This is a genomic window from Exiguobacterium sp. s191, assembly GCF_018618955.1.
GTDB classification, from domain to species: Bacteria; Bacillota; Bacilli; order Exiguobacteriales; family Exiguobacteriaceae; genus Exiguobacterium_A; species Exiguobacterium_A abrahamii.
In genome coordinates, this window is sequence record NZ_JACSNC010000004.1 from 17,348 (window position 1) to 39,805 (window position 22,458).

The following is a 22,458-nucleotide window of genomic DNA, read 5'->3' on the forward strand; positions in this document are numbered from 1 at the left end:
TAAAGTTTGAAATGGTATGATAAATAAGAAAACTCATCTTTATGGAAGAAACACTTTCTTCTACAGGAAATGGAGCGAAGACTAATGCCAGAATCGTTTAACATTCTCGTAGTAGATGATGAAGCACAAATGCGTGACCTTCTCGTCTCGAATCTTGAAAAAGAACACTACACGACGATGACAGCTTCTAACGGACAAGAAGCGATCCATCTCATTCAACAAAATACATTCCATCTCGTTCTACTCGATGTCATGATGCCGGAAATGGACGGCTTGACAGCATGTATGCGCATCCGTGAATTCTCAAACGTTCCGATCATCATGCTGACGGCACGTTCGGATGAACTCGATCGCATTCACGGGCTGAAAATCGGAGCTGATGACTATATTACAAAACCATTCAGCCCTCGAGAACTGCTTGCTCGCATCGAAGCGACGCTTCGTCGTTCTCACCGCTTTACAGTTGATCAATCGGCTACCCTGACGCTCGGCATGCTTGAACTCGATACTGAAAGTCGGAGTGTCCACGTCAATGGCAAACCGGTCAGTCTGACGCGTAAGGAATTTGATTTGTTGCATCTGTTCGCTCAAAACAATGATAAGGTCTTTTCTCGTGAACAGTTACTCGATCAAATCTGGGGTGCGGATTATATCGGGAACTTACGGACGGTCGATACACACATCAAAACACTTCGCTTAAAGCTCGGGGAAGCTGGTGGCTCGATTCAAACGGTCTGGGGCATCGGTTATAAATTCGAGGAAGTATGATTAAGCGCTATACGATCCGGCGCCGGATTTGGATCACGATTTGGTTCACAAGCGTTTTTTCCGCTATTTTATTCGTCCTGCTGACGTTCTATCTCTACGACCGGTTCTATCTTCAGACGCAGGAAGATATCTTATTGAACCGAGGCGAAAAGCTGATCAACATTTATGAATCTGAAGGATTATCTGGTGCTTTTTACGATGGAATGACTTATACGAATGAGTTGACGGAATCGAAAGTCTTCTTTATCGATTTCCTGAAGAAAAATCCAGCTGGACTGCGCTTTTTGACGAATGCGGATATCGAAGAACTTCGAAACGGTGAAACCGTCGTCTCCAGTCGGACCCATCCGATTGAAGGAACGGACATTTTGATGACCGGATTTCCGATCATCGAAAACAATCGACTGGTTGGTACGCTGATCTTGTATCTGGAACTTGGTCAAATCAGTGAACCATTCCGCCCACTCCGCCTGATGATCTTCTTCATGATCGGACTGATCGTCTTGAATCTCGTCATCTTCGGACGACAAATCATCGATACGATCATCCGTCCGTTGATCGACATGAAGCGCGCCTCGACTGTTTATGCACAAGGTGACTTTGATTATCGGATTCCGATTCAATCGGACGATGAGATCGGAGAACTCGCAGAAACGTTAAACAAGATGGCGGAATCGCTCGGAGAAGTCGACGAGCAGCGGAAGGAGTTCCTCGCGAACGTCAGTCATGAATTGCGGACACCGCTCTCCTACATCCGTGGCTATACGGAGATGATGCAGGATGATTCGCTCGAGGAAGAAAAGCGTGCGCAGTATTACCAAATCATCGAGCGGGAAACGGAGCGTCTGCAACGTCTCGTCAATGATTTGCTCGATCTCGCTCAACTTGAACGCGATTCCTATCCGATGTCGAAACAACCACTTGTCTTCAGCCAAGTACTTGAAGATGTCATTTACCGGATGGAACCCATCGCCCAGTCAAAAGGAGTCACGTTCGTGATGAATCTCGATCCGGATCAAATCGTCTTAGGCGATACAGACCGCCTTGAGCAAGTCTTCGGCAATTTACTCGATAACGCCTTACGGTACACACCGCCTGGTAAACAGATTTTCTTATCGACTGAAACGATCGGCGACCGGACGCATTGTCTTATCCGGGACGAAGGAGAAGGCATTCCGGAAGAGCATCTTGATCGACTGACAAAACGTTTTTACCGTGTCGATAAATCACGGACGCGTAAAGATGGCGGAACCGGTCTTGGTCTTGCCATCACGAAACACATCATCGATCGTCATGATGGGACAATCCGGTTCGACTCCGTTCTTGGAGAAGGAACGACTGTCCACATCGAGTTACCACTTCTTCCGGATGAAGAGGATGGATTCGAATGATGGAACATCATGTCATCCAAACCTTTGAACTCTTCGGACCGTTCGCTCCGTTCGTTAGTGTCTTAGTCGGCGTCGTCGTCAGTGTACTTGGTGTCCTACCGAGTACGTTCGTCACCGCTGCGAATCTCGTCTATTTCGGTCTATGGATGGGCACATTGCTCTCTTTCATCGGTGAAGTCCTAGGTGCGGTTTGTGCGTTTCTACTTTACCGAAAAGGACTGCGGTATGCCCTTCGTCGCCCACTTCCGGATCGATTCGCTCGTTTGCAACAAAAACTACAAGCACAACAAGGACGCGAAGCTTTTTTGACGATCATCTTGCTGCGGCTGTTACCGTTCGTCCCGTCTGGCATCGTCAATATCGTCAGTGCTGCTAGTGGTATTTCCATCCTACTTTTCCTGACTGCGAGTACGATCGGAAAAATTCCAGCCATGTTAATCGAAGTGTTCGCCGTCCATCAGTTCATGCAATCCTCATCCATCATCCAATGGTCGATTGCAGGCATGGCACTCGTTGGTTATCTGGCCTATCGTATTCAACAAAAACGAGCATCATCGATATAAAACTACAGATTTTCTGAAAGGAAGTATCGTTCATGGAGTTAAGACGTTTTGGAACATCCGACCTACTCGTATCCCCGCTTGGGTTCGGAGCTGGTCACATCGGCGCAGAACAGATGACGGATCGCGAAGCAGTTTATTTACTCGAACAAGCACGTGATCTCGGCATCAATCTGATCGATACAGCACGCGGCTATGGCTTATCGGAGCAACGCGTCGGACAATTTCTAAAGAATCGTCGTCACGACGTCATTCTGTCGACGAAAGTCGGCTATGATGTTCCCGGTACGCAGGACTGGACCTTTGAAGCGGTCCATGGTGGCATCGATCAAGCCTTACAGACGATGCAAACGGATTATCTCGACATCGTACACCTCCATTCTTGTAGTCGAGAAATTCTCGCCCAGGGAGATGTCATCGAAGCGCTTGACCAAGCAAAACAAGCTGGAAAAGTCCGCGTCATCGCTTATTCCGGTGATCGGGAAGACTTAACATATGCTATCGAAACGAATCGCTTCGACAGTTTCCAAACGTCATTCAATCTATTTGATCAACGTGTCGATGAAGTCCTGCCCACCCTTCTAGATCACGGTGTCATCGCCAAGCGTCCAATCGGTAACGCCCCGTGGCGATTCACGGAGCGTCCGGTCGGACAGTACGTCGAGCCCTACTGGGAACGTGCGCAACAACTCGCTTATCCACTCGAGGAATCGAGTTGGCTTGAAACTGCCCTTCGTTTCACGGTCTTTGAGCCAGGGATCACGACAGCCATCATCGGTACGTCTCGACCAGAACACCTCGCTTTGAATCAGCAATTAATTGAGCGCGGTCCACTTCCTGCTGATCGTGTTGCCCGGTTGAAGGAACGCTTCGCTGAGTGTGACGCGACGTTCGGTTATCTTTCGCAAACATGATAAAAAGCCCGTATGTCCACTCGTTCAAAGAGTGCATACGGGCTTGTTACTTAGAACTTTTTCTTTTTCTTTTTTTCGAGCACGACGATCGCTTCGACGTGCGCTGTTTGTGGGAACATATCGTACGGTTGAATGTACGATACCTTGTATCCCGCTTTCATCAAGTGATCGCAATCGCGCGCAAGCGTCTGCGGGTTACACGAGACATAGATGATTTTTTTCGCTTTAGACGAGATCATCGCGTTCAACAATTGTGTATCGCAACCTGAGCGTGGTGGGTCGACGATGAAGACATCTGGAATCCAGCCTTCCTTTACCCAACGCGGAATCCAGGCTTCTGCCTTACCGACGACGTAGTGGGCATGGTCGAATCCGTATTGCTTCATGTGCGCATTGGCATCTTCGACAGCTTCTTCAATGATTTCCATGCCGCGGACTTCTTTTGCTCCTTTAGCGATCCAAAGTCCGATTGAACCAACACCTGCGTATGCATCAACGACACGTTCTTCGCCTGTCAAAGCAGCAGCACGCGCAATTTCTTCATACATCCGCTCTGCTTGTTCCGGATTCAATTGGAAGAAGGCACGCGGAGACAATTGATACGTGAATTCCCCCATCTCTTCCTCGATCCGTTCAACGCCACGCAAGACTTCCGTCTCTTCTCCGAAGACACGTGATGTCAACTTATCATTGATGTTCAGTGCAACCGAGACGACACCTGGAATGTCCATGATATCGCGCGATAAGCCCTCTAGATCACGGAAGCCGTCTTTAAAGGCAACGAGCACGACTTGAATTTCGCCCGTTTTGATTCCTGTCCGGACGACGATATGGCGCATGACACCGTCTTGTTTTGATGCATGGTAAACGGGTACTTTATAGTCATTGAGTAATTTCGTGACAGCTTGGTTGACGCGAAGCGTATCCTTATTTTGGACGACACAATCATCGATCGCGACCAAACGATTCGAATTCGCAGAATAGAGACCGCTAACGATTTCATTGCCTTGTTTACCGACGACGAATTGCGACTTGTTGCGGTATCCCCACTCCTTCGAACCGATCGTCGGGCGGATATCGGCTTTTTCGACATTCAACTTCGTTGATTTCAAGAAAGCGTTGCGAAGCATTTCTTCCTTATAACGCAATTGTCCATCGTAACTCATGTGTTGTAATTGACAGCCCCCACAGACACTATAGACCGGACAAAGTGGAGTAACACGGTCTGGTGAACGATCGTCACGCTTTAAGATTTTTGCATTCGCATAGTTCGCATGAATTTCCGTGATCTCGATCTGTGCCGTCTCACCGACGAGTAGACCTGGGATGAAGACGATTTGTCGTTCAAGTGTTGCGATCCCTTCACCGTTGATTCCCATTCGTAAACAAGTGACCGAACGGACCTCACCCGTCTGTAATTTGATTTTTGTTGCCATTGATTTCATCCTTTCTCTTTACGCAAATGAAAAAGCGGTCTCAATCTACCGCTTTTTTCGTTTCTTCTTGTTCTTTCATATCCTTCGCATATCGAACGACCTTCGCCTTGAGTTGATCCAGTGATACGATTAGTCGTTCCAAATCTTCGATATCTGATGATTCATCGAGTGAATCGATTGTATGACAGAGAAGCTGCATTCTTGATTTTAGCACATTCATTTGACCAAGTTTATCAGTTCTTGCTTTTCCCATTATTCAGACTTCCTTTCTTCCGCTGGATTCCGACGTTATTTTAGCATACGATACGAAGTGGAGCACTAAAAAGGAGGAGTATCTATGTCACATTCATCACCCATCACGATTGCGAACGATCCGTGGGAAGCTTATCGCGACATTGAACAATACGGCACGGTCCGTTTGACGAACATTGAAGTCACGACAACAAAACTGTGTAACATGCGCTGCGAACATTGCGCCGTCGGTTACATGTTATCCAGTAGCGAGTCACCCGAGATTCCAGTCGAGCTACTTATTCAACGTCTGGATGAAATCGAACATCTGCGTGCCTTCTCAATCACCGGCGGCGAACCGATGCTTTCAATGAAGTCCATCAAGGAATATGTCGTCCCTTTACTTAAGTATGCCCACGAACGTGGTGCTAAAACCCAAATCAACTCAAATTTAACACTTCCGTTATCTCGCTACGAATTAATCATTCCTTATCTAGATATCTTGCACATCTCACATAACTGGGGAACAGCTGATGATTTCATCGATGGTGGCTTTGCGATGATGGAACGAAAACCGTCACGTGAAGCACGGACGAAGCTTTTCGAGACGATGAAAGAGAATGCCCGTGTTCTAAATGCACGTGGTGTCATCGTTTCTGCAGAGACGATGATCAATAAACGGACATTACCACACCTTGAAGCGATTCATAAGGAAATCGTCGACATGGGGTGTGTCCGCCACGAGGTGCATCCGATGTACCCCGCTGACTTCGCGTCGATGATCGAAGCAGCTAGCTTGCCCGAAATTCGCGACGGGATCCATCGTTTGCTTGACGTCCGGGATCCGAACGTCTGGATGTTATTCGGAACACTCCCCTTCTATGCTTGTTCGATGGAAGAGGCGGATTTAGAACTTCATCGTCGCTTGCGTCAAGAGAAAAACGTCTCTGTTCGCAATGACCCTGATGGACGTTCCCGTCTCAACGTCAACATCTTTGATGGCGAGATCATCGTGACGGATTTCGGTGACGAACTTGCTTCGCTAGGTACGATTCATGAGACATCCTTCAATGATGCTTATGCTGAGTGGCAAGAGACAGAACTGAATAAAAGCTTGTCATGTCACTGCCCTGCGGTGCAATGCCTTGGACCGAACGCGCTTGTGAAAAACGCATATTACCCTGAGATTGATTTCACAAAACAGTCCAGCCGGCTTTAAAACTAAAAAAAAGGTTTTGAACGATGGCATCCCGGGAAAAATGTCACAAAGTAGACACATTCTGTTTTTCTAAAAGGGGTGACCGGGATGGAATGGCTCGTAGGTATTGTCGCAATCATCGGTACGTTCAGTATGGTCTTGTTCGTCATGATGGTTGGTATTCGCGCTTCACACAGCATCGAACATGATGAAGTATTCGACCAGACAGACTGGGACGAACATCTTCTGCATATGCCGCGTCCGACACGTTTTGAACAAGAAAATAAATGAAGCACGCCCCGGTCTCCCGTTTCATAGACCGGGGCGTGTTATGCTAAAAGAAAAAAGAAAGGTCGTCGTTACTTGTGTCACGTCGTTTTGCTCTTATCTTATCGATCGTCTTCATTTCCGGATTCACGCAAGGTCTGCTGATTCCACTGTTATCTATTTTACTTGAACGCCAAGGAACCCCCGCTTTCATCAACGGTCTCAGCGCTGCCGTTCTCTATATCGGTGTCATCGTCGCCGCCCCTCTCATGGAAGGTCCACTACGACGACGTGGTTATATTCCGGTCATCTCGTTTGGACTCGCTCTTGTTGCAGTAGCGGTTTTCTTATTTCCACTTCTTCCAAGCGTCATTGCTTGGATGATTTTACGGTTCCTCGTCGGATTTGGTGATCAGACGTTACACTATGGATCACAGGTTTGGGTGACGTCCATTACCCCAAATGAACGGTTAGGACGAACGATGTCACTATACGGGATGGCATTCGGTCTCGGTTTTGCTCTCGGTCCTCTTGCGGCACCTCTCGTCGATGTCATCAACTGGCTACCATTCGTGTTGACTGGTACATTGACTGTCATCGTCCTGATCTTGTTATCGCGTATGCCGAACGAAAAACCGTCCTCCGTCATGCCGGAGGAGCTGCAAAGTGCTGCCTCACGGTATCGACTTGTCTTATCAACCGCTTGGTTTACATTACTTCCTGGCTTTACATATGGTTTTCTCGAAGCCACACTGAATGCCAGTTTTCCCGTTTTTGCGACGCGTAACGGGTACGGTCTATCTGAGACGAGTACCTTGATCACGACATTCGTCGTCAGCTCGTTGATCATGCAACTTCCACTTGGACGACTTGCTGATCACTTCGGAAAACGTCGGACGTTAGTAACCGTTCTTTCGATTGGCTCTGTCGCTTTCCTGGTTGCTTGCTTCGTCTTCGAACGATACGGTTGGTTGTTTGCGATTTTCGCCGTCAGCGGGATGGCACTTGGCTCGACGTACTCGCTCGGCGTCGCCTATATGACGGAACAGTTACCGCGACACCTTCTTCCGACGGGCAACTTGCTTGCGGGGATTGCCTTTAGTCTTGGTTCGATCCTCGGACCGATTGCCGGCAGCTTGTTTGTTCTGCTTCCAGCTATGCTTTATTTCAGTCTATTCGTTCTGGTTCTAGCGACACTTGCGTTTCTCTTACGATACGCGAAACGTCACGAATCATCCCGGATCTAAAACAAAGGATCTTGCGCTAATGATGCGCAAGATCCTTTGTTTTATTTCACGATTCCTTCTTGCCGAAAACTCCGCCAGAGCTTATCGTCGATCGCATACGGCTGTTCTTTTGCACGCTTCAGCTCTTCTGTCTCGAGCAGCACGACGACCTCTCGACCGTTGATTGACCACACTGAATCGTAACCTCTCTCCGCCTCGATGATTTCCACATCCACATCTCCATGGGTTTCCTTCAATTGTTGACTGACGCACGTTACGACGAACCGGGCAAACTCATCACGCGGACGACGAGTGGCAATGATCTTTCGAACGATCTCATTCCGTTCCATTCGTTTTCATCTCCTTCCGTTTTATAGTCGCACTAGCCTTTCAGACAAGGCCGAATCGGTCTTCACTTGACCGTACAGAAAAAAGCCGAACAGGTCGGCTTGAGCAACGAACGATTGGGAGTTACTTTGATTGAAACTATTTTTGCACGATTCTGAATCTTCGTCAACCTCGCTTTTGAAACCATACAGGAAGGTACGTCGAGACTAAGATACCACTGACGACGAAGAGTAATCCAAGCAACGCTTGCGGTGGAATCGTCTCGCCGAGAATCAAGGCCGATAAACTGACACCATAGATCGGTACGAAGAACATGAACAACGACACTTTACTGACTGGATTATATTTCATTAGTAAGTTCCAAAGTGTAAATCCAGTCGCTGATAAGAAGGCAAGATACACGAGCATCCAAGCACTTGTCGTTGAAAAGGTGAATGGTGCGACGTGACCATCGAGAATGACTCCTGCGATAAAGAGACCGATTGATCCAATGACCATCGCCCATCCAGTCATCGGTGCCACTGGATAACGTGCCGAGTATTCTTTGGCAATCAAGTTACCGAACGCCCCGGAAACCATTGCTGCGATCAATAATCCTTCCCCTACTCCAAACGAGACACCTTGCCCACCTTGTGGCCAGTTGGCCAAGATGACACCTGTGAATCCAAGGAATAAGGCGAGTCCTTTAAATCGATTCAGTCGATCGTCTTCATATCGAAAATGTGCCAGCAACATCTGGAAGAACGAAGTCGATCCGGCAATGATTGATCCTTGTACGCCAGTTGACAAAGATAGACCGATATAAAAGAAGACGTACTGCAAGAACGTCAAAAAGAAGCCGAGACGACTATAGGCGTAAGTCCGCTCCTTCAGTGTGATCGTCTGTTTGAAGACGAAGACACTGACGACAAGTAATAACACACCTGCTAAAAAGAAACGATAGCTCGCAAACAGCAATTGCTCTCCGTATTCGGAAGATGTGATCTGTAATAAGTCATAACTTTTTTTAATGAAGGGAAACGCACTGCCCCACAAAAAAGTCGTCAGTAACGCAAAGACGACGAGTCCAATCCGATGGGTTAAAATTTTTTGCATCTTTCTAGTTCCTTTCCTGTTCCTTTTCACTGAAGCATGGTATAGTAATTCTACAGATAATAATAATTATAATCTAGAGACAATGAAACTCATTATCAATCAGTTAAACTCATTGATATATCACATTCTCATTCTCTTTCTATAATGATTTCATTTCTCATTTACATTTTGAAAGGAGTTTTAATATGACGACTTCCACTACTACCGATGTTCAACAGCGTTCCGTATTCCGTCATGCTTGGGATGAGCATCACGAATTGATTCTAGCATTGTTTAGCGGAATATTGATTTTAGTTGCTTACGGACTCGAAAAATTCAATACGGCGTCTGCCGTTTATGTCACATTGTACTTATCGGCTTATGTAATCGGAGGATATGCGAAAGCGAAGGAAGGATTGACGGAGACGTATCAAGAAAAAACGTTGAACGTCGAATTGTTGATGATTTTAGCTGCCATCGGTGCGGCTGCCATCGGCTACTGGATGGAAGGTGCGATCCTCATCTTCATCTTTGCGTTATCCGGTGCCCTTGAGACATACACGATGAATAAAAACGAACGTGCCTTGCAAAGCTTGATGTCCTTACAACCAGAGGAAGCAACACGTCTGAATGCAAACGGTCAACTCGAAGTCGTCGGAATCGAACAATTAGCGATCGGTAACCTCGTCTATGTTCGTCCTGGGGAGCGGATTCCAGTCGATGGTGTCATCGTACGCGGTCAAGCCGCGATCGAAGAAGCATCGATTACAGGAGAATCGATTCCGGTTGAAAAACAAACAGGTGATACCGTTTATAACTCGACTGTCAACATGAATGGTGTCTTGACGATTGAGATGACGAAAGCTGCTGACGAATCGTTGTTCCAAAAAATCATTCATATGGTCCAAAACGCACAAAGTGAACAGTCTCCATCTGCTCAGTTCATCGAACGTTTCGAAAGCCGTTATGTCAAAATCGTATTGCTTGTCGTCGCACTGATGATGGTCCTCCCTCATTACGTCGTTGGCTGGACATTTGAGACAAGTATTTACCGCGCGATGATTCTTCTCGTCGTCGCCTCACCTTGTGCCCTTGTTGCGTCGATTACACCTGCTGCCTTATCTGCAATTGCCGCATCTGCGAAAAATGGCGTTCTTTTTAAAGGAGGCGCCCACATTGAGACGCTCGGTCAAGTCGATACGATCGTCTTCGATAAAACGGGAACACTGACAACAGGGAAACCCGTCGTCACTGAAAGTCGTTACGCGGAAGGCATGGACGTCCGAACAGTCCAACAAGCGGTCTCTTCCATCGAAGCGCAGTCGAACCATCCACTCGCACAAGCAATCGTCGATCACTTAAAAACCGATGTCCGCGAACCATCAACGTTTAAAGATGTGACAGGATACGGGATTGAAGCAACTGTCGATGGTGTCACGTATCGTATCGGTAAACGGGCGTTCCATGATGGTTTAGACGATCCATTCGTCGCGATCGAACAGCCATTGAAAGAGCAAGGGCATACGATCGTTTATGTCAGCAATGGAGCACAGATCGTAGCGCTTTATGCGTTACGTGATACGATTCGTCCGGAAGCCAAAACAGCGATTGCTGCCTTAAATGATCTCGGCATCGCAACGATCATGTTAACTGGTGATAATCCGGTCACGGCAGCTGCTATTTCGCGTGAAGCAGGATTAACGGATTTCGTCGCTGAGTGCCTACCGGAAGATAAAGTCCGCTACATCAAACAATACCAAACAGAAGGTCGGACCGTCGCGATGGTCGGTGACGGCATTAACGATGCCCCAGCCCTTGCATTAGCACATGTCGGGATTGCGATGGGTGAAGGAACGGACGCTGCGCTTGAGACCGCTGACGTCGTCTTGATGAAAAATGATTTAGGTCGTCTTGCCTATGCTGTGCATAAAGCCCGGAAGATGAACCGGATCGTCAAACAAAACATCACGCTTGCGATCGGTGTCATTCTCTTATTGATCGTATCGAACTTGTCACAATTCTTGATCATGCCGTTCGCTGTCGTTGGACACGAAGGATCAACGATTCTCGTCATCCTGAACGGTTTACGCCTTCTTCAACAGGATGCTTTACCAAGTCTTCCACAGCGTTCATCTGAAAAACGATTAGCTGCTTAACACGAAAAAACGTCTGATTGCCGGAAGGCAGTCAGACGTTTTTTCGTATCTTCATCCGAACGTATTCGTCGGAATCGCATCAAGTTCAGCTTGTTCCTTCAAGCGTTTCTCTTCCATCTTCTTTGGATCCGCTTTTTTCATGAATCGTTCCCATGATGCGTTCAATTCAGAACCGAGTAAGATGATCAGCCCTGTGAAGTAGAGCCATAATAACAAGATGACGACACTACCGAGCGAACCGTACGTTTGATTGTAATTCGAGAAGTTCGAGACGTAAAATCCGAATCCAACCGATAATAATTGCCAGACGATGACACCAAAAACGGCTCCTGGAATTGCTTCTTTGAATGTAATCGGGCGCTTTGGTGCGACGCGGTAAAAAATCGACAGGATACCAATCAATAGAATCGTCGACACGACATACCGTAAGACCGTCAGTAGGATTTTTTGCCCCATATCGATCGGCAGGACGAAATTGGCAAGATACGTGATGATCGGACCACCGAGAACATTCAAGACGATCAGCAACAACATCCCGATTCCGAGCACGATTGTGAGCAACAAGGCAATCCCACGTGCTGCGACAAAACCACGGGGAGAGAAGTCTCCATAGGCATGGTTCGCCGTCGTGATCAAACGATCGACTCCTTTTGAGGCGGACCAGACGGCAAGAATCGCACCGATCGATAACAATCCACCTTGTGGTTCCTTGATAGCTTGGAAAATCGTATCGGTGAATGTGTTGACGGCTCCACCTGGCGCTAAGTCACGAATTTGTGATTCGAGCGTCTGACGATCGATGTCAAAGAAAGATAAGACGGAAATGACGAAAATGATACCTGGGAAAATGGATAAAAACCAGTAATAAGCGAGTGTCCCTGCATAATCCGTGATGTTATGATCGGACATTCGTTGCTTTAAGTTCAGGGCAAGCCCTTTTGGATCGCGTGAATGCGCCATCGTCATCTCTCCTTCATGAAAAAGAGGCAGTCGAAGACCACCTCATTGTTTTAATATACTTTTCCCATTTTATTTCAACTAAAACCTCATTCGTTTTCAGAAAGGATCAATCCATAGAATGGTTCTGTCATTTCTGCCAGCTGTTTGGCAAGTGACGGTGGACGAATCGGTAACGAAGGTAGCTCCGAACGCTTGATCCAGACCGGTGTATAACCCGATCCTTCCTCTTCGAACTCTTCACCCGTACCCGTGCCAAAGCGACCCCCAATTGTTTTCGCCCAAAAATAAGGATTGTCGAATCCATTAAAACGGACGATGGCGGCAATACCGGTCAACTCCACATCGATTCCAAGTTCTTCATGTGCTTCACGAATCGCTGTTTCTTCTAACGATTCTCCGTTATCTTTCCCACCGCCTGGAAAGACATAATACGTTTCGTTCGGTTTATCCCGTCGGATCAACGCAATTTCATCCTGTTCGTTTCGTAAAATGATTGCACTTCGTTGAATCGGCATGACGCCACCTCCCCTTTTATCATTTCTACTTATCGAAGAGCATCCAGCATTTCAGGAACGAGTCCGTTTTCTGTCGAAGCGATGACTTCCGCTGCAACCTTCATGCCAAGCTTCAAGGCTTCTTCTGCCGGTCTCTCTTGTGTCAATTCAGACAAGACAGCAGAGAAGAATGAGTCGCCTGCTCCCGTTGAGTCAACGACCTTCACTTTTTTCGTTCCGACGTGACCTGATGTCGCTGTACGACGATCAACGTAGACCGCCCCGAGTTCACTCATCGTCACGACCGTGAATGGAGCACCTTTTTTCGCTAGCTCATTTGCTACATGAATCGCATCTTCAACCGTCACGATCGACAGATCAGACAGAATTTCCGCCTCTTCTCGGCTACAAATGAATCCAGTGAACCCTTGTAGCAGATGACGATTTCGTTCGATGACGCTCAAGTGACCACAAACACCAAACAACGGCAACTCCATTTTGCGACATAAATGAATCAAACGTTCTAAGACCGTAACGGACAAATCAAGATCGATTGCAACGGCATCGACTCCATCGAGTGCATAGACCGATTGACGTAAAATCGCCTCTTCGAGCAACTTCGCATCCGGTTGTTTCGAGATCGATGTTTGCAAATCACCTTCGTTATCCATGACAGCTAGCCACATGCCCATTCCATGATCTTCTAACATTTCGACATGATCCACATTTGCACCGTAAGATTTCAGCTCATCGAGCACTCCCACGCCAATCTGATCATTCGTAACCGTCGAGATAAAGCGAACTTCATTCCCGAGGACGGCTAGATTTTGTGCTACGTTGCGTCCTGTTCCTCCATTTGAAAACGTGATGTCTCCTACGTTTTTCGCATCCTTATGCAAAGGAGCGAACGAAGTTCCTTTTATGTCGACGAATACTTTTCCGATTACCGCGATTTTATTCATTTCAGTTCCACCTCTAACCATATTTCCTGATTTCCGACCTTGTTTGATCTTTCAGGCACATTGCTTCAATTATAGTAAAATTTTAAATCAGTGACAACCGAAGTACTTTTTTTCTAACTGTTCGCTATCTTCACGTTAAAAAAGCAGCAAGCGGATCGCCTGCTGCTTTGATTAAAGATTAGATATTCGCGATCACGAGACTGATGGCGAGTAAGAGTCCGAAAATCGTGTTCACTTTACCGGTCTGTGCCATGCCAGGCATCAGCTTTTCCGGTGGTAAGTCTTCCCAGAAGAGACGTACTGCTTTGATCATGAGCGGAATACTCAATAACGCGAGTAACGCAAACCATGAGACTTCGAATGCGAGTACAGCAATAATGAGAGACAGGACAGCTGCCGCAAAAAATCCAATCAAGACGTACACGGCACGGCGATGTCCGACGAGACAGGCAATCGTTTTTCGTCCGTTGACCTTATCATTATCCAAGTCCCGAATGTTATTCGCAAGTAGGATTGAACCAATCAAGATGGCGACTGGTACCGAAATCGCAACGGCTTCTGTCGGAACATAACCAATTTGCAAGTACGCCGAAATCGCGATGATGATATATCCCATGAAAAAGCCTGCAACGACTTCTCCGAACGGTGTATAGGCAATCGGAAGCGGTCCTCCTGTATAGATATATCCGACGAACATCGAAATGAGTCCTACGACAAGTAACCACCACGATGTCTCGATGCACAGATACACACCGAGTAATGCCGAGATGCCATACAATGTAAGTGCGAACGCTAGGATCGTTCCCGGCTTGAATCCGTCACGAACGATCGATCCACCGATTCCGACCGACTCCTCCGTATCTAAACCACGTTTGTAATCGTAGTATTCATTGAACAGATTCGTTGCGATTTGAATCAGCATCGATGCGATCAACATCGCCACGAACAAATCCAAGCGTATCGATTCCACGCGTGGTGCGACAACTGCCGTACCGACGACGACCGGAACAAAACTTGCTGTTAACGTATGCGGTCGTGTCATTCGCCAATAGACAGCGATTGATTTATTCATATAATAACCCCTTTCCTGTCTAAGTGTATCGGGTTTCGTTTTTTGCTGTCAATGTTCAATCCGAGATAGCTTATTCCTTCTTTTTTGTCCGCAAAAAGTTTACACTTAGATTAAGTGAAACATATCACAGTATCTATAGACTAGGGGGCAATGAGCGGTATGGCTTACGCTCAACAAGAGCTAAAACAGTGTATCGAACAGGCCGTCAGTCAGGCGAACGCCTCACAACGACCTATACTCGCTTCGTATTCATGGGAAATCGAAGCAACTGACATGCGTTCCCTCGAACAGGGTATCGAGGAACGATTTTATTTCGCGACACCTGATCGCTCGATGCGGGCCATCGGGTTTGGCATCGTACAACAACTTCAGGCTTCAGGAACGGATCGTTTTTTACGGATTCAATCGCAATGGACAAACTTGAATCGCGATCATGTCGGTCATGATTTATTTGCGTTCAGCGGATTTTCGTTTACCGAACTCAAACAACCGGATTATCGCTGGTCTTCCTTCGGAGATGCCTCGATGACGATTCCGAAGTTTTTATTTCTAGAACAAGATGGCAAGACACGTGTGACGATTTTTGCCCGCGTCGAGCCAATGGATCAAGTCGATTCAATCTTAAATGAACTCGCACTCGATTTCGCCAAAGTCAATCAACCGCAACCATCGACTTCCGCAGGCGTCACGCGCTTACGACTATCGCGGGATGGAAATGAAGCCTTTGAAGCTTCGTTCCATCAAGCTATGCACTACTTGGAGACGACACTTGAAAAAATCGTCCTGGCGCGCGAAGTCGTCTATGAACTGGATCGTCCACTCGATATAGCCGCTGTCGTCGCTGAACTCGAAGATACGCAGCCCGGCAGCTACGTCTTCTGTTTCCAACCAAATCCGGAAGAAGCCTTTATCGGCGCTACACCGGAACGACTCGTCTTAAAACGTGGACGTCGTCTTGAAACGGCAGCCGTCGCTGGTTCTGCACCACGCCACGCAACGGATGAGATGGACGAAGCACTCGGTCAATCGTTATTACAAGATCAAAAGAATCGGGTGGAGCACGGAATCGTCGCGGATTCGATCGAACGAACATTATCTGTTTTTTCAGAGGAACTGGATTGTCCGGATACGCCGATTCTCTTGAAGAATCGCCATATTCAACATCTTTATACACCGATCACAGCTCATTTAAAAGAAGATGTGACGTTATTCCAATTAATCGAAAAACTGCATCCGACACCTGCGCTTGGAGGCGAACCCAAGCAGTTAGCAGTCGATGCCATCCAAGAAATTGAGACGTTCGAACGAGGATGGTACGGTTCACCTGTTGGTTGGATGAACGGACAGGATGACGGGGAATTCATCGTCGCCATTCGATCTGGATTGTTTACAGAACGGGCGGTCATTCTTTACGCCGGTTGTGGTCTCGTCGAAGGCTCTCATCTCGATAGTGAACTGGCAGAGACGGAAACTAAACTATCACCGATGGTACAAGCACTTGGACACGTCGGTTCGATTGAAAAGGATGATATTTATGTTGACTAAGTGGATGCACACGTTAATTGATACGCTCGTCGCTTCTGGTGTCCGGGACTTCGTCATCAGTCCCGGTTCCCGTTCGACACCACTTGCCATTGCTGCTTTTCTGCATCCTTCTAGCCGTACCCACGTCCTTGTTGACGAACGGTCGGCTAGTTTTTTTGCTTTAGGTCTAACACGGACGGAAGAACGCGTTCGTCCCGTTGCGTTGATTTGTACAAGCGGTACCGCTGCGACGAACTATTATTCAGCCGTGACCGAAGCGAATATTTTTGAACTTCCGCTGATCGTCTTGACCGCCGATCGACCACATGAATTACGGAATGTCGGTGCGCCACAAGCTATTGATCAGGTTGGTCTGTACGGGAAGCAGGTTCGGCATGCGTTTGATCTTCCGTTAGCAGAAGAAGCGAGCCTTCCTTACGTCGCTCATGTTGCACAACGTGCAACCCTACTCTCTCTGACGGAACCAGCTGGCCCGGTTCAAATCAATGTTCCGTTACGTGAACCGCTCGTGCCGGAACTCGATCTCTTACGGACAGGGCGTCCGGTCGGTGTTTTACCTGAACCGACACCGGGCGTAAACAACGCTTTAGCGACTGCACTTCAAGAAGAGCGTCTTCTTTTTGTACTTGGACCACAACTTACTGCGGTGGACAGTCAGGTTGTCATCTCGTATGCGAAACAAGCAGGGATTCCGGTGTTGGCGGATCCACTCAGTCAAGGACGACAATCGCATGATGCTCACGTTTTTGCCTATTACGATACATGGCTCAAACATCCCGCTACCGCTCAGCACGTCCGACCAGATCGAATCATTCGTTTCGGTGCCATGCCGACGTCAAAACCTTATCTGCTTTGGTCTCGGGATATTCCGACGACGGTCGTCGGTCATCCAGGAAACTGGCGCGATCCACAGCTTCATTCGGATTTCGTGATTGGTCACGCGCGACAACTCGCGCATCATGAATCTGTTCCGCACGACCCTAAGTACCTCGAACTGTTGCAACAGGCGGAGCGACGCGTCGCCGCTGCTTTTGCGACAATCGATCAAGAGGAGATGACGGAATATAACGTCGTCCGTGCATTGGCGACGTTACAGGACGGAAGTCTCTTTGTTTCGAACAGTATGCCAATCCGGGATGTCGATACGTTCCTACCGACAGGAACATCCCTTCGTCTACTCGCGAACCGAGGAGCGAACGGAATTGACGGCATTCTCTCAAGCGCTCTAGGAGCAACGTTTGATGCCACACATCGCTACTTACTCGTCGGTGACTTGGCTTTCATTCATGATATCAACGGTCTGATGACAGCACGGACGCTTCCGTTAACGATCATTCTCGTCAACAATGCAGGTGGTGGCATTTTTAGCTTTTTACCGCAACAACGACTTGAGCAAGAGGTATTCGAACCACTCTTCGGTACACCGCAGCATCTCGACTTCGCTTCTCTCGCTTCCGGATACGGTGTAACCTATCAGGCGATCGATTCCATCGCCGCGTTACGTCAAGCACTTGCGGAAGAGACGAACGTCACTCGGATTCTTGAAGTCAAGACGACACGAACAGAAAACGTACAGATGCACCGTTCGATCTGGGACGTGACGAATCATGCGTTAGCCGAGGTGTTCCAATGATTTTGCGTGGGCATACGTATCATGTGAAAATCGAGGGATCGGGTCCACCGCTCCTATTGCTTCATGGTTTTACAGGCTCCCTCTCGACGTGGGACATGCTAAGTGAGCATTTATCGACTCACTTCACCGTCTATCGCCTCGATTTGATGGGACATGGAAAAACGACACCGGCGTCTGAGCAACGAATGCGTTTGACGCAACAGGTCAAGGATCTCGAGGCACTGCTCGCTATGCGATCCGAGCCATGGATCGTCCTCGGATATTCGATGGGTGGACGAATCGCTTTAATGCTGAGCGTCGTCTCTGAGCAAATCGCTCGGACGATCGCTGTTAGTACGACACCGGGTATCGAGACGGCACTCGAGCGAAAAGTACGTCGTACATCGGATCGAGTGCTTGCGGAGCGACTCGAAAAAGGCGGACTCGAAGCTTTCATCGATCACTGGGAGACACTTGGACTATTTAAACCCCAAGCCCTTCTCCCGGAATCGCAACGTACGCGACTGCGTCAGGAGCGCCTGTCCCAAACGGTGGAAGGTCTGAGTGCTTCGTTACGTGCACAAGGTACAGGAAGCATGCCATCCCTATGGTCATGCCTTCCGAAAGAGATTGATTGGATCGTCGGGGCAGAGGATGAAAAATTCCGTGCCATCGCTTCACGAGCGGCATCACCTGAAAAAATTCACGTGATTTTGCACGCTTCGCACGCCCCACATATCGACCAACCGCAAAAGTTTGTTACAATGGTAGAGAATCTACTTATTCATTACTAACATATTGGGGGAATTCACATGAAATATGCTCCGGAATGGGTATCAGCCCGCAGCTATGAAGACATCAAATATGAACAATGGAACGGGATCGCGAAAATCACGATCAACCGTCCTGAAGTTCGCAATGCGTTCCGACCACACACGGTCCACGAACTCATCGACGCATTTTCACGTGCACGTGACGATCAAAATGTCGGCGTCATCATCTTAACAGGTGAAGGCGATCTCGCATTCTGTTCTGGCGGAGATCAAAAGGTACGTGGACATGGTGGATATGTCGGTGACGATGAAATTCCACGCTTGAACGTTCTTGATCTTCAACGTTTGATTCGTGTCATCCCAAAACCAGTCATCGCTATGGTCGCAGGTTATGCGATTGGCGGCGGACACGTCCTTCACCTCGTGTGTGACTTGACGATCGCTGCAGACAACGCCCGCTTCGGACAAACTGGTCCAAAAGTTGGTTCATTCGATGCTGGATATGGCTCTGGTTACCTCGCACGCGTTGTTGGACACAAGAAAGCGCGTGAAATCTGGTACCTCTGCCGTCAATATGACGCACAGCAAGCACTTGATATGGGACTCGTCAACACGGTCGTTCCACTCGCAGATCTCGAGCAAGAAACGATTCAATGGTGTGCTGAAATCCTTCAACATTCACCAACGGCTCTTCGTTTCCTCAAAGCGGCATTCAATGCTGATTCAGATGGTCTTGCAGGGATTCAGCAACTCGCAGGAGATGCAACGTTGTTGTACTACACAACGGACGAAGCAAAAGAAGGACGCGATGCGTTCAAAGAAAAACGCAACCCGGACTTCGGACAGTTCCCGCGTTTCCCATAATGAAAAAAAGGTTCAATCGTCTTACGACATTGAACCTTTTTCGTATATTCATCTCAAAAGGAAGTGACTATTTTGTATCCTTGGATCTATACACGGGCAAAAGAACAGCCGGATGACATCGCGCTCATTACGGAAACAGAGCGTTGGTCGTGGTCCGAACTATATGCACGCGCACATCGCTTAGCGAGTACTTGGGCGACGATCGTGACACGTGGAGACCGGATCGCCCTGTACGGTCCATCGAGTGCGCGCTACATCGTCGCACTTCACGCAGCTCAATTGCTTGAATTGACCGTCGTCCCGATCAACACACGTTTGACGCAAACGGAAGTATTACGTCAATTCAAACAGGCAGATGTACGACTCATCGTGACGGACCGGACACTTGATACAAGGATTCCGTGCGTGGCTTTCTCTTATGAAAAAGAAGCACCTGACCTGTTAATACGCCATATGCCCAAGCAATACGTCCAATCGATGCTCTTTACGAGTGGTACGACCGGACATCCGAAAGCCGTCGAACAAACGATGTTGAATCATTTTTCGAGTGCGACGAACGCCGCGCGTCATATCGGATCACTGCCAGAGGATCGTTTTTTGATCGTCACGCCGCTGTTCCATATGAGTGGATTAGCTGTCGTCTATCGGGCAGTCATCTATGGAGTACCGATCATTCTTGAGCCACATTTTTCACCAGAACGCGCCTTGCACTGGATTACGACGGAAAAGATCACCCACGTCTCACTCGTCTCGGTCATGCTTGATCGACTGCTCGAAGCCGGGCTACGTCGCCACGCGCTTCGCGTCGTACTGACAGGAGGCGGTCCTGTACCATTACCGATTCTGACGCGCGCACTCGACCGCAATATCCCGGTCATGCAGACATACGGGATGACGGAAACAGCTTCTCAAATCGCAACCCTCTTGCCAGAGGATGCCTTACGAAAGATTGGATCGGCCGGGCAAGCGATTCATCCGACGCAAATCCGCATTACGCGTCACCAAGAAATCGAAGTCAAAGGACCGACGATCATGAAAGGTTATTTTCATGAGGAAGAGAAAACGGCAGACGCCTTTACGGCAGACGGTTTTTTCAAGACTGGTGACTTAGGACGCTTGGACGCCGATGGATACCTCTACGTCCTCGATCGTCGAAGCGACCTCATCATCTCAGGTGGGGAAAACATTTATCCAGCTGAAGTCGAATCAGCACTTCTCTCGATTGATGGAATTCAAGAAGCAGGTGTCGTCGGACGATTTGATGCTAAATGGGGACAGGTTCCGGTCGCCTTCATCGTCAGTACACTCGATGAAGTCATCGTCCGAACGGAAATCAGTCAATTGCTCGCTAAATATAAATGTCCGGTTGATTATATCTATCATAGCGCGCTGCCACGCAATGCAAATGGTAAACTATTGCGGAAGCAACTGAAGGAGTCATTATGAGTATCACTCTCCAGTCTGCCGAACTGTTCGATGTTCCGCTCATTTTTCGTCGTCCGATGCAAACCGCCCTCTCGACGCTGACAGTACGTCGGACGACGATTTTGCGTCTGACTGATTCGGAAGGACGAATCGGTTACGGGGAAGGTGTCGCGTTTGATACACCGTGGTATACATCAGAAACGCAGCACTCTCTTCAAGGAATCGCTCCGCTGCTGTATCGATTACTTGAACAACCGCTCCATCATCCAGCAGACGTTACGGATCGCTTCCACATCGTGCAAGGTAATCCGATGGCAAAGGCGATGTTCGAAGGAGCGATTTATGAATTATTCGCAGCAGCTACCGGTCAATCGCTCGCCACGTATCTCGGAGGTGATGAATCATCTCTCGTACCTTGCGGGAAAGCACTCGGACGTGCTTCTGCAGCACAGACCGTCGAAGCCGTCGGACAAGCGATCGCTTCCGGATATGGACGGATCAAGCTGAAGCTCGCTCCGACGGATACCGTCGTTCTTGAGCAAGTACGTGCCGCTTTCCCTGATGCGCCCTTGATGTTTGACGCTAACGGCAGCTTCACTGAAGCAGACTTCCCTCTATTACAACAGTGGGATTCATTCGGTCTCGTTATGATGGAACAGCCGCTCGCAGCGTCGGATTGGTCCGGACATCAACGTCTCGCTAGACTCTTACAGACACCGATTTGTCTCGATGAATCCATCGTCGCTCCAGTGGATGCCGAGTTGATGAAGACGCTCCACGCTGGTCAGATTCTGAACATCAAGCCGGCACGCGTCGGTGGACTGACGAACGCTTTGTCCCTTCGAACAAAAGCACCCTACTGGCTCGGTGGGATGTTCGAGAGCGGTATCGGGCGTCGTCAGACCCTTGCTTTTGCAACACTGCCTGGACTCGCTTATCCGATCGATATGGCAAGTACTGCCGATTATTTCGAAGAAGATTTGCTTGAGACCCCGTATCATGTCGAACACGGACACATTCGTTATTCCGCTCCAGCCGTATCCGAGTCACAGTTAAACAAATTGGCAACGTCCCGGATATCCTTATAATAGGAGCACTACGACGAAAAAGAAGGCTGACTCAAAAAGAATGACGCGTCTTTTCACGCCCTTTCCTCAGTCGAGACACAAGCCCGCTTTCCTG

General features: G+C 48.2%; 21 protein-coding genes and 1 pseudogene. 14 read left to right on the plus strand and 8 right to left on the minus strand.

Going from position 1 to position 22,458, the window contains the following annotated elements; genetic code table 11:
* Positions 1 to 84 precede the first annotated feature (84 nt).
* From KNQ09_RS14690 to KNQ09_RS14705, 4 genes are read left to right on the plus strand one after another with little or no spacing between them, the layout of a single operon-like run.
* Complete coding sequence (locus tag KNQ09_RS14690) at positions 85 to 768, plus strand: response regulator transcription factor (RefSeq protein ID WP_023467299.1); 684 nt, start codon at positions 85 to 87, stop codon at positions 766 to 768.
* Positions 765 to 2,159, plus strand: coding sequence for a sensor histidine kinase (locus tag KNQ09_RS14695; RefSeq protein WP_023467298.1), 1,395 nt, complete (start codon positions 765 to 767; stop codon positions 2,157 to 2,159). Before KNQ09_RS14690 ends, KNQ09_RS14695 begins: the two co-directional genes overlap by 4 nt.
* A complete protein-coding gene (locus KNQ09_RS14700) occupies positions 2,156 to 2,722 on the plus strand; it encodes a TVP38/TMEM64 family protein (protein WP_214858894.1) in 567 nt (188 codons plus the stop codon). Before KNQ09_RS14695 ends, KNQ09_RS14700 begins: the two co-directional genes overlap by 4 nt.
* A gap of 32 nt (positions 2,723 to 2,754) precedes the next feature.
* Entirely contained in the window at positions 2,755 to 3,633 is an 879-nt protein-coding gene (locus tag KNQ09_RS14705) for an aldo/keto reductase (RefSeq protein WP_064300791.1), read from the plus strand.
* A gap of 50 nt (positions 3,634 to 3,683) precedes the next feature.
* On the opposite strand, the gene rlmD is transcribed toward KNQ09_RS14705, so the two are convergent.
* Together rlmD and KNQ09_RS14715 are read right to left on the minus strand one after the other, a co-directional pair.
* A complete protein-coding gene (rlmD, locus tag KNQ09_RS14710; protein WP_035398768.1) occupies positions 3,684 to 5,069 on the minus strand; it encodes a 23S rRNA (uracil(1939)-C(5))-methyltransferase RlmD in 1,386 nt (461 codons plus the stop codon).
* Between the two features lie 40 nt (positions 5,070 to 5,109).
* Complete coding sequence (locus tag KNQ09_RS14715) at positions 5,110 to 5,322, minus strand: SE1561 family protein (RefSeq protein ID WP_023467294.1); 213 nt, start codon at positions 5,320 to 5,322, stop codon at positions 5,110 to 5,112.
* Between the two features lie 84 nt (positions 5,323 to 5,406).
* On the opposite strand from KNQ09_RS14715, the gene yfkAB reads away from it, so the two are divergent.
* The 3 genes and pseudogenes from yfkAB to KNQ09_RS14730 form a co-directional block, all read left to right on the plus strand.
* A complete protein-coding gene (gene yfkAB, locus KNQ09_RS14720; protein ID WP_064300792.1) occupies positions 5,407 to 6,519 on the plus strand; it encodes a radical SAM/CxCxxxxC motif protein YfkAB in 1,113 nt (370 codons plus the stop codon).
* 87 nt (positions 6,520 to 6,606) lie between these two features.
* Entirely contained in the window at positions 6,607 to 6,789 is a 183-nt protein-coding gene (locus tag KNQ09_RS14725) for a hypothetical protein (protein WP_023467292.1), read from the plus strand.
* Positions 6,790 to 6,857: 68 nt separating this feature from the next.
* Positions 6,858 to 8,012, plus strand: a pseudogene (locus tag KNQ09_RS14730) (MFS transporter); the annotation flags it as partial.
* A 41-nt stretch (positions 8,013 to 8,053) separates the two neighbouring features.
* Here the strand turns inward: KNQ09_RS14730 and KNQ09_RS14735 are convergent.
* Together KNQ09_RS14735 and KNQ09_RS14740 are read right to left on the minus strand one after the other, a co-directional pair.
* On the minus strand, positions 8,054 to 8,341 hold the full coding sequence (locus KNQ09_RS14735) for a hypothetical protein (protein ID WP_023467290.1): 288 nt from the start codon (positions 8,339 to 8,341) through the stop codon (positions 8,054 to 8,056).
* Positions 8,342 to 8,504: 163 nt separating this feature from the next.
* Complete coding sequence (locus KNQ09_RS14740; protein WP_023467289.1) at positions 8,505 to 9,434, minus strand: DMT family transporter; 930 nt, start codon at positions 9,432 to 9,434, stop codon at positions 8,505 to 8,507.
* Positions 9,435 to 9,619: 185 nt separating this feature from the next.
* On the opposite strand from KNQ09_RS14740, the gene KNQ09_RS14745 reads away from it, so the two are divergent.
* Complete coding sequence (locus KNQ09_RS14745; protein ID WP_214858896.1) at positions 9,620 to 11,569, plus strand: heavy metal translocating P-type ATPase; 1,950 nt, start codon at positions 9,620 to 9,622, stop codon at positions 11,567 to 11,569.
* A 51-nt stretch (positions 11,570 to 11,620) separates the two neighbouring features.
* Here KNQ09_RS14745 and KNQ09_RS14750 read toward each other — a convergent pair whose 3' ends face one another.
* The 4 genes from KNQ09_RS14750 to KNQ09_RS14765 all read right to left on the minus strand — a co-directional run bounded on the left by KNQ09_RS14750 (position 11,621) and on the right by KNQ09_RS14765 (position 15,057).
* A complete protein-coding gene (locus tag KNQ09_RS14750; protein WP_023467287.1) occupies positions 11,621 to 12,529 on the minus strand; it encodes a YihY/virulence factor BrkB family protein in 909 nt (302 codons plus the stop codon).
* A gap of 86 nt (positions 12,530 to 12,615) precedes the next feature.
* On the minus strand, positions 12,616 to 13,044 hold the full coding sequence (locus KNQ09_RS14755) for an NUDIX hydrolase (protein WP_064300795.1): 429 nt from the start codon (positions 13,042 to 13,044) through the stop codon (positions 12,616 to 12,618).
* Positions 13,045 to 13,073: 29 nt separating this feature from the next.
* Positions 13,074 to 13,985 carry a guanosine-inosine kinase gene (locus KNQ09_RS14760; protein WP_058704971.1) on the minus strand — a complete coding sequence of 304 codons (912 nt, stop codon included), beginning with the start codon at positions 13,983 to 13,985 and terminating at the stop codon, positions 13,074 to 13,076.
* Between the two features lie 178 nt (positions 13,986 to 14,163).
* Positions 14,164 to 15,057 (minus strand): 1,4-dihydroxy-2-naphthoate polyprenyltransferase, encoded by an 894-nt coding sequence (locus KNQ09_RS14765; RefSeq protein WP_029340886.1) that lies wholly within the window; start codon positions 15,055 to 15,057, stop codon positions 14,164 to 14,166.
* A gap of 159 nt (positions 15,058 to 15,216) precedes the next feature.
* Here KNQ09_RS14765 and KNQ09_RS14770 point away from each other — a divergent pair, with 159 nt between their 5' ends.
* The 6 genes from KNQ09_RS14770 to menC all read left to right on the plus strand — a co-directional run bounded on the left by KNQ09_RS14770 (position 15,217) and on the right by menC (position 22,364).
* Positions 15,217 to 16,602 carry an isochorismate synthase gene (locus KNQ09_RS14770; protein WP_214858897.1) on the plus strand — a complete coding sequence of 462 codons (1,386 nt, stop codon included), beginning with the start codon at positions 15,217 to 15,219 and terminating at the stop codon, positions 16,600 to 16,602.
* Between the two features lie 4 nt (positions 16,603 to 16,606).
* The gene (menD, locus tag KNQ09_RS14775; RefSeq protein WP_251138222.1) at positions 16,607 to 18,235 is read left to right on the plus strand and encodes a 2-succinyl-5-enolpyruvyl-6-hydroxy-3-cyclohexene-1-carboxylic-acid synthase; all 1,629 of its coding nucleotides are present in this window, start codon (positions 16,607 to 16,609) and stop codon (positions 18,233 to 18,235) included.
* A complete protein-coding gene (gene menH, locus KNQ09_RS14780; RefSeq protein WP_214858899.1) occupies positions 18,232 to 19,008 on the plus strand; it encodes a 2-succinyl-6-hydroxy-2,4-cyclohexadiene-1-carboxylate synthase in 777 nt (258 codons plus the stop codon). The genes menD and menH overlap by 4 nt, the downstream gene beginning before the upstream one ends.
* Before the next feature lie 18 nt (positions 19,009 to 19,026).
* Positions 19,027 to 19,851 (plus strand): 1,4-dihydroxy-2-naphthoyl-CoA synthase, encoded by an 825-nt coding sequence (gene menB / locus KNQ09_RS14785; protein WP_023469886.1) that lies wholly within the window; start codon positions 19,027 to 19,029, stop codon positions 19,849 to 19,851.
* 63 nt (positions 19,852 to 19,914) lie between these two features.
* Positions 19,915 to 21,297, plus strand: coding sequence for an o-succinylbenzoate--CoA ligase (gene menE, locus KNQ09_RS14790; RefSeq protein WP_353049759.1), 1,383 nt, complete (start codon positions 19,915 to 19,917; stop codon positions 21,295 to 21,297).
* On the plus strand, positions 21,294 to 22,364 hold the full coding sequence (menC, locus tag KNQ09_RS14795; protein ID WP_214858901.1) for an o-succinylbenzoate synthase: 1,071 nt from the start codon (positions 21,294 to 21,296) through the stop codon (positions 22,362 to 22,364). Before menE ends, menC begins: the two co-directional genes overlap by 4 nt.
* Positions 22,365 to 22,458 lie beyond the last annotated feature (94 nt).